General features: G+C 35.2%; 6 protein-coding genes and 1 pseudogene. 3 read left to right on the forward strand and 4 right to left on the reverse strand.

The annotated features are described in order from the left end of the window. Positions 1–202 precede the first annotated feature (202 nt). The 3 genes and pseudogenes from IC220_RS05370 to IC220_RS05380 form a co-directional block, all read left to right on the forward strand. Entirely contained in the window at positions 203–619 is a 417-nt protein-coding gene (locus IC220_RS05370; RefSeq protein ID WP_188153495.1) for an ankyrin repeat domain-containing protein, read from the forward strand. A gap of 9 nt (positions 620–628) precedes the next feature. Continuing rightward, a complete protein-coding gene (locus tag IC220_RS05375) occupies positions 629–1,510 on the forward strand; it encodes an ankyrin repeat domain-containing protein (protein ID WP_188153496.1) in 882 nt (293 codons plus the stop codon). Positions 1,511–1,555: 45 nt separating this feature from the next. Continuing rightward, positions 1,556–2,347 (forward strand): annotated as a pseudogene (locus IC220_RS05380) (transposase family protein); the annotation flags it as partial. A gap of 156 nt (positions 2,348–2,503) precedes the next feature. On the opposite strand, the gene mutL reads toward IC220_RS05380, so the two are convergent. From mutL to IC220_RS05400, 4 genes are all read right to left on the reverse strand, one after another. Beyond that, complete coding sequence (gene mutL, locus IC220_RS05385; protein ID WP_188153497.1) at positions 2,504–4,480, reverse strand: DNA mismatch repair endonuclease MutL; 1,977 nt, start codon at positions 4,478–4,480, stop codon at positions 2,504–2,506. Between the two features lie 106 nt (positions 4,481–4,586). Beyond that, the gene (locus IC220_RS05390; protein WP_188153498.1) at positions 4,587–5,531 is read right to left on the reverse strand and encodes an ankyrin repeat domain-containing protein; all 945 of its coding nucleotides are present in this window, start codon (positions 5,529–5,531) and stop codon (positions 4,587–4,589) included. Positions 5,532–5,664: 133 nt separating this feature from the next. Further along, entirely contained in the window at positions 5,665–7,599 is a 1,935-nt protein-coding gene (locus IC220_RS05395; RefSeq protein ID WP_188153499.1) for an ankyrin repeat domain-containing protein, read from the reverse strand. Positions 7,600–7,811: 212 nt separating this feature from the next. After that, complete coding sequence (locus IC220_RS05400) at positions 7,812–8,273, reverse strand: hypothetical protein (RefSeq protein WP_188153500.1); 462 nt, start codon at positions 8,271–8,273, stop codon at positions 7,812–7,814. Between the last annotated feature and the right edge of the window lie 232 nt (positions 8,274–8,505).

The following is an 8,505-nucleotide window of genomic DNA, read 5'->3' on the forward strand; positions in this document are numbered from 1 at the left end:
CTGACAACCTCCTTTCATTATATATCTTATTGCATGCTCTAATATCGTGTTTTCTTGGCCTTCCTATTGCCCCTTGTGCAACGTATGGCTCTAGTATTTCCCATTCTTTGTCACTTATGTCACTTGGATACATTGTTCCCTCTCTGTTTTTACTTACTTTAGTGTACTCTCTTCTTCTTTTCTTTTCAAGACATCTTCTCAGATGCGAGATATTAACGGTATTGACGTGAACGATAATGGTAATACATTATTGCATGTTGCAGTTTTTAAAGGGCACAAAGATATTGTTGAGTTCCTGTGTGAACAACTAGGTATAAACATCAATGCTAAAAATAAGCAAGGCAAGACACCACTAGATATTGCTCGAGATTTAGAAAAACAAGATATCGTGCAAATGTTGGAACTACATATTCAACAAAATAGGCAAGTCTCTACTGAAGGGCAGCCAGCAAATCAGCTTCAGCCTAAGCCAAAAAGAGAAGCAGGTTCTGACAATAATGTGTGTGAGAAGCCAAGAACTTCTTCATCAGATCAAACTTCTAGTGCTGATGAATTGAGTACAGGTCTTGAAAGTACAAATGCTAAACAAGTGCAAGGTGTTAGTAAAATGCGTAATTAAATTAGGGTTATGATAAAAGCGCTAGTTGGCTTTGAAAAAAATCCAAAAGTTTTTGAGCAGGAGTTTAAACTTACTAGGCGCAAGCGGTATGACCCCAATGACATCAATATTGCCAAACTGTTTGTGTCAATTAGGCAGCATTGTACAGGAAACCCTCCGAAGAACAAAATAGATAAGATTTGTAGGTTACTTCCTCAGATACAAAATGTTAATGATATTGACATGAACGATGACGGTAACACATTATTGCATGTTGCTATCAAAGCTGGACTTTTGGATGTTGTCGATCTTTTGCTTAACCAACCTAATATAGATAAAACAATAAAAAATAAACAGGGTAAGACAGCACATGACTTGGCTAACCAGTTATATAATCAAGATCCTAATTGGACGAACATAATTGATCGATTGAATCCTCCAGCACAACCAGGGCCATCAAGTATTGGGCAGCAAGGTGCACAACAACCAACTAGTGTACAGACTCATCCAGCATCAGGGCTTAAGAACAGCTTACATGGCAATATTTATCAATTAAAACTAACTATGCTTTTTCTTAAGCTAGGAATGGATAAAAATTACGATTTTCGTTTAGCAACAGAGTGGGATGCTGCTGAGAAGTTTGATGACTTAGTATTTAAGTATAGTGATCAAGGGCAAACAAAATACCATTTTCTGCAGGCTAAACATAAGCAGGATAAAGATAAAAAGATAACAGTAGGAGATTTGTTTACAACAGACACAAATGGTGAATTCAATTTAGCAAAGTATTTTATCTCTTACTTAAAAATCAAGAATAATCCAGATTTTCAAAATGGGAAAATAGAAGACGTAATTATATGTACTAATATTGGTTTTGACTTAAGACCCCCTGCAAAACGAGGAAAAAAGTAGAAAAACAAAAAAAAGCGTATAAAATGAGAGTTTTAGTGAGAGAAAATGGCAATAAATTATGCAAAAGTGGCAAAAACACCTAATGTTTTTAGGCAATTAACGGGTTTGACGACAAAAGAGTTCGAAAAAATCGTGAAAAAAGTCCGGCCGGAGTGGGAAAAAATGGAGGCAAAAAAGAAATGTCACGGAAGAAAATCACATGTTGAAACACTAGAGGACAAGATTTTATGCGTTCTCATTTATTACAGAACATACATAACACATCCATTTTTGGGATTTTTATTCAATTTGCACAACTCAAATATTTGCCGACTTTTAAAGAAAATGGAGCCATTGTTGGCAAAAAAAGTTACCATAAAAAAGGATAGAACCTTAACGCCCGAAAGGATTTTTAGCAGATGTCACTGAGCAACCAATACAGCGGCCAAAAAGTAGCAAAAAACGGAAAAAAGTTATTCAGGCAAAAAGAAAACGACCACGATGAAAACGGAAATTGTAATCGAAGAAAGTGTTGTCAGTTTCAAGGTCACATCGAGCATGATTTTCGCATACGAAAGCAGGAAAAATTGTTACCAAAAGATAGCATAAAACATGCTGATTCCGGCTATCAAGGATGGCAAAAACTGCAGAAAAATGTGGTGATTCCATACAAAAAATATAGGAAAAAACCGCTAACGTCAGAACAAAAGGAACATAATCGGAAGTTGGAGGATGAGGGTGGAAAATAAGATACGAGAGATCAAGATTTTCAAAATTATATCAAATGTCTATCGCAACTTTCAGAAGAAATATAACATGAGATTCAACATTATTGCTGATATTGTGAACCTAAAACACGGAGCTTTTGGGTTGGGGATCCCCTACCTGAGCAACTCTCTTCAAGTTGTTTCGCAGGGGATCTATAGTTAAATTTATACTATTTTTGTAAAAAAGTCAAGTTACTCTCTAGCTTGGATTGTAAAGATGTCTGCTTACGCTCTCTTTAAAAGATTTTTATTTTCTTTCAAATAATTTTTCAATATCACTGAGTTTCATCTCTATATAAGTAGGTCTTCCATGGTTACATTGTCCAGAATATGGTGTTTCTTCCATTTGTCTTAGTAATGCATTCATTTCCTCTAATTTCATTTCTCTGCCTGCCCTAATTGAGTTGTGGCAAGATATCGTGGCTAATATTTTATTTATTTTATCTTCTATTGGTAACGCATCTTCCATTTCTATTAACCTGTCAGCTACATCAGTTATAACCTCTTTTATATCTATACCATTCAAAATTGCTGGAATTTCTTTGATTAATACCATAGAGTTTGAGATTATTTCAATGTCAAAGCCCATTTCAAAGAGTTTCTCTTTATAATTTTCAATCATCTCCATTCCTGCCTGATTGGTAATTTCTACCATCTCGGGAATAAGTAATGACTGCCTCTTAATTGCTGATTTTTCCATGACTTCTTTCATATATTCATAAACTAATCTCTCATGAGCTGCATGTTGATCAACTATCACTAATTTGTTTTTATTTTCTGCAATTATATAAGTGTTGTAAACCTGACAACGTGCGTGTCCAAGAGGATGCTCTTCTATAAGTTCAATTTGTTTCTCTAGAGCTTCTAGTTGTATTGGTAATTTTTGCATAGAGTACCCTGGCTCCTCTAATACATTTTTTGTGCTCATATATGGAGAGCCAAATTTTCTCATTAACGAATTTTCAAAGCTACTTGGTCTTTTTTCATAAAAATCTTTGTTATTTTCTTTATTTTTTCCTTCTTTTTTTAGTTCACAATTTTCTTTGAAATCTTGATGCTTCTCCTTAATCACTCTTTCATTAGATCTATTGTGAAAATCGATTTCCAACAGCGATTTTGTTGTCGGCACGCTTCTCAAATGCATCCTTTGATGCTCATCTGCATCTTCCCTTGCACTATCAATAAGTTCTGAAAGAAGTCCATTGTCTCTCTCTTCATTTTCATTTGTAGCTTCAGGTCTTATCCTCCTTGAAAGGGTTCTAATTAGTCCTCTTGTCACTATTTCATATATGAGTTTTTTATTCTGAAATCTTACTTCTGATTTGTTCGGGTGCACATTTACATCCACTTGATCATAAGGTATCTCCAAATGCAATACTGCAAAAGGATATCTATTATTCGGAATTAAGTCATGATATGCATATTTAATTGCACCTACCAGCAGATTATCTTTTATTGGCCTTTTATTAACAAAGGTATAGATCATAGTAGATTTACCTCGATTAACTGTTGGCTTACAGATATATCCTGTAAGTTTAGTGCCATTTTCTTCCTCACAGACTTCCAAAGAGTTATTCTGAAATTCCTTTTCTATTTCACATAGCCTGCTCAATAACGAAACTTGTTTGGCGTATTTTAAAAGCTTTTTATTGTTTGAAGTAAGAGTAAAACCTATATCATAGTTAATCATTGCTAAATTATTGATGATATCAACTATATGCTGAGTTTCAGCTCTTTCAGTCTTTAAAAACTTCAGTCTGTTTGGTGTGGCAAAAAATAAATCACACACTGCAATATGAGTTCCTTGTGATATAGAATAAGGAGCAAGTTCTTCTGTTTTTGTTCCACCTTCGTAACTTATTGACCATGCTTCATTTTTTCCACGCGCTTTAGACGATAATTTGATTTTACTAACTGCAGCAATTGATGGTAAAGCTTCCCCCCTGAAGCCAAGATGCTTAATTTCTATCAAATCATTATCACTTAATTTTGAAGTAGCATGACGCATAAATGCGAGCTCTACATCACCCTTTTCTACTCCATGGCCATTATCCACTACAGCAACAAGATTACGTCCGCCACTTTCTATTCTTATCTCTATTTCTGTGCTGCCAGCATCGATGGCATTTTCCACCAGCTCTTTCACAACACTTGCTGGCCTTTCAATTACCTCACCTGCTGCTATTCGATTAATCGTTTTTGCGTCTAAGAGAATAATTGCCATCACATGCTTATAAAAATACAATATTAATTATAAGCCTCCACTCCAAATTTGCTAGCAATATCACAAAAAGAAAAGCCTACCGACATGGTAGGCTCCAATTGTTTACTTATAGGCTTCGAGTTCTATTTCTTGTTTCATTAGAAACAGAAACATCTTCTACATAACTCGTACTCTTTTCTTTCAGGAAATTTATCATGCCTGTACATTGTGGATATTCTATTTGAGCAAGCTCCAGAGGAGTTCTATTTTTACTGTCTTTAGCATTAATGTCAGCACCGTTTTCGAAAAGATGCTTTATCATTTCCAAGTTACAAGAATAAACAGCAAAATGTAAAATGTAATCCCCATAATTACTTTTAACATGAACATCAGCACCATTGTCCATAAGATACTGTACCATCTCAAAATTAGAAAAGCTGACAGCAAAATGCAATGGAGTATATCCTTGACTATCTCTAGCATTAGGATCAGCACCTTTTTCTAAAAGATACTTTACCACTTTTAAAGTAGAAGAGCGGACAGCAAGATGCAATGGAGTAATTCCATTATTATCTTGAGCCTTAACATTCGCACCTTCTTCTATGAGATATTTCACTACTTCGAAGTTGTGATCAGGAGAATTAAAAGCAATGTGCAGGATGGTATCCCCATTATTAGTTTTAGCACTAACATTAGCACCATTGTCTATAAGATACTTTATCAGCTCCATATTAGAAGAACGAGCAGCAAAATGCAATGGACTATATCCATCATTATTTCGAACATTAATACCAACACCTTTTACTATAAAATACTTTACCAGCCTCAAGTTAGAAGAACGAGCAGCTATGTGCAATGGAGTATATCCAGCTTTATCTGTTGCCTTAGGATCGGCACCTTTATCTATAAGAAATTTTACTATTTCAAAGTTATTAGAGCGGGAAGCACTATGCAATGCGGTACTTCCATTATTATCTCTAGCATCAGGATCAGCACCTTCATTTATAAGGTCGCTAACTTTAGCGATATCTAGCTCTTCTATAGCAGCAAATAATTCGTCGTTTAAACTCATTTAACCCTCCTTTATTTTTATTACTCACGCAAGAACATATTTTTGTAAATCAACTCTTTTTATCACAAAAACTTACCATTAGGAAAAAAAGCAGCCTACCGACATAAAAAATCGGCAGGCCACAATAAGCCGCTTATATGCTGCGAGTGACATTATCACCAAAAATAGAAACATCTTTTAGTCGACTATTAGGTCGTGCTTCTATGTTTAACTTTTCATTAAAAGCCTTCATAAATTCGTCACATTCTTCTACAGTGCATGCTTTTCTTGCATATGAATTTAAAACCGCAGGAATTTCATAAGATTTACCACTGGCAATCTTGGTGCAAATTTCATCATATACTAGAAACCTAACTCTTGACAATTTTACTGGTACACCACTTTTTTTTGCAGCATATTTCACTGCTTTCTCAAAATCATTATTAATATTTAATGTATAATATGACATTCGTTGTTCCTGAGAAAGACCTGGAATTGCTGTAGTAGAAACAGGTTTTTGCCCTGTGACCTTTCTTGCAAACATATCTAATAATAGTAATGTGCTGTTAAGTGACGCTGTATTATTAAAATCAACTTGTGGTGCTGTCATATTATCTTGAGGGACATAAGCCAATTGCAATGCTTCTCTTTCATACCCGACATTATCAGCAAGTATTAATGTTGAACCTTGAGGCGTTGTTGCTGAATTTGTAGATTCAGTAGTGAGTACATACTGAACATGATTACGTATACGACCTGCTTGAGTCGGACTAAAAGGAGTGGTTGAATCTACAGATTCAGTAGTATTCTGAATATTACTACTAGCACCCTTTGCTTTTAGGTAATCTATAATGCCTTGATTTAGAACAAGATCTAGAGGTGTTCTACCTTTATCATCCTTAGCATTAATATCAGCATCTTTTTCTATGAGATACTTTACTATATCTAGGTTGTTGCTGAAAGAAAGAGCAGCACAAAGAGCAGCACTATGTAGTGGGGTATGCCCTCCATAACCCTTATTATTAACGCCAGCACCTTTTTTTACAAGGCATTTCACTATCTCTAAATCGGAACTGGGAGAGCTAACGGCTTTGTGTAATATGGTATCTCCATCACTATCTTTAGCATTAACATCAGCACCTTTTTCGATAAGATACTTTACTATCTCTAAACTGCTAAAGTCAGTAGCCTGATACAAAGGAGTAAACCCTCCAGAATCCTTAGCATTAACATTAGCTCCTTTTTTTATAGCACTCTTAACTTTACTATAATTCCCCAATAATATAGCATCAAATAACTCATAAGTAGCATGCAGAACATCACGACGTACACGACCTGCTTGAGTCCGATGAGAAGGAGCTGTTGAACTTATAGATTCAGTAGTACTAGCATCACGATTCGCATTCTTTTCTTCTAATAAACTTATAATGTCTTTACAATTTGAACATTCTGTTTTAGCAATATCCAAAGGTGTTCTGCCTTTATTGTCCTTGGCACTAACACTAGCACCTCTTTTTATTAAATTCCTCACTATTTCCAAATTGGCAGGATGATCAGCAGCTAGGTGTAATGGAGTAAGCCCACTATTCTGTGCAACATTAGGATCAGCATCTTTTTCTAGAAGATACTGTACAACCTCCAAGTTGGAATTAAGAACAGCAAAATGCAATGGAGTATGATCCACAGAACCTTTAGCCATAATATCAGCACCTTGCCCTACTAGGTACTTTACTACCTCTAATGTGGAATGACGAGCAGCTAGGTGCAATGGGGTATTCCCGTTATTATCTTTAGCATTAGGATCAGCATCTTTTTCTAGAAGATACTCTATAATTGCTAAATTGTAGTGATCAGAACGAACAGCATTGTGCAATGGAGTATTCCCATCTTTATCTTTAGCCTTAACATCAGCACCTTTGTCTATAAGATACTCTGCTATATCTAAATTGCCAGAATAACTAGCATGGTGTAAAGGGGACTGCTTATGATTATCGCTAATATTAACATCAGCACCTTTTCTTACAAGATTACGAACTTTATCATAATCTCCCACGGTTGTGGCAATCAATAATTCGTCATTTAAACTCATTTAACCCTCCTTTTGTTTAATTAGCCTCACCTCACGCAAGGCAGTCTAACAGCATATTTTTATAAATCAATCCTTTTTATTACAAAAACTTATTTTTTAATGGACTTCTTGTAAAACGACAAAATAACCATGAAATTACGTTTTTGTGGTAATAAAACTACTAGCATGAAAAAAAACAAGCCTGCCTTTTTATATCAGCAGGCCTTAAGGATTTATAGCCCTCTTCCTTGAGTGACATCCTGACTAGAAATGGAAACCTCTTCTAAAGAAGTTGGAGGTTTTTCACTGTCCAAATTAAGATTTTCTTGCTTCTTAGCTTGAAAAAAGGCTGATAGTTTGATATTGAACTTATCATTAAAAGCAGCCATAAACTTATCACATTCTTCTGAGCTTAACCTAGTGTGTTCATTGCTGTATTCTCCAGTACATGCTCTTTTTACATATGAACTTAAAATTTCAGGGAGTACGTGAGTTGTATCGTTGTAAACTTCAGTGCAAATTTTTTTGTACACTTTAAAAGAATTAATCTCTGACAAAGAATAAATCTTTAACGAAGATGGGGATATATGGATCTCCTCTGCAGCATATTCTATTGCTTCCTCAAATATACGATAAATACCGAACTTATCACCTAATATTTGTTGTCTAGGAAGACTTGTAGTTGTTGTGGTCATAAACTCTCCTACTACACACCCTTGTACAAGTACGTCTAGGTAGTGTAGACATTCAAAAAGAAAGGAGTTATAATAACAATTTTTGAGAGAAGCTAAGGATGTTATACGACTTAAAAGATAAGCAATGGGAAAGGATAAAGGAGAGTTTACCCGGAAAGAAAGGGGATAGTGGAAGGAGTGCAAAGGACAACAGAAAGTTCATAGCAGCAGTGATGTGGATAGGGCGAACAGG

This window comes from Wolbachia endosymbiont of Pentalonia nigronervosa, assembly GCF_014534705.1.
Classification (GTDB): Bacteria; Pseudomonadota; Alphaproteobacteria; order Rickettsiales; family Anaplasmataceae; genus Wolbachia.

What these genes read in the sequence shown, in the direction of transcription:
- IC220_RS05370 (WP_188153495.1), top strand. Translation starts at nt 203, where the DNA reads ATGCGAGATATTAACGGTATTGACGTGAACGATAATGGTAATACATTA.
- IC220_RS05375 (WP_188153496.1), top strand. Translation starts at nt 629, where the DNA reads ATGATAAAAGCGCTAGTTGGCTTTGAAAAAAATCCAAAAGTTTTTGAG.
- mutL (WP_188153497.1), bottom strand. Translation starts at nt 4,480, where the DNA reads ATGGCAATTATTCTCTTAGACGCAAAAACGATTAATCGAATAGCAGCA.
- IC220_RS05390 (WP_188153498.1), bottom strand. Translation starts at nt 5,531, where the DNA reads ATGAGTTTAAACGACGAATTATTTGCTGCTATAGAAGAGCTAGATATC.
- IC220_RS05395 (WP_188153499.1), bottom strand. Translation starts at nt 7,599, where the DNA reads ATGAGTTTAAATGACGAATTATTGATTGCCACAACCGTGGGAGATTAT.
- IC220_RS05400 (WP_188153500.1), bottom strand. Translation starts at nt 8,273, where the DNA reads ATGACCACAACAACTACAAGTCTTCCTAGACAACAAATATTAGGTGAT.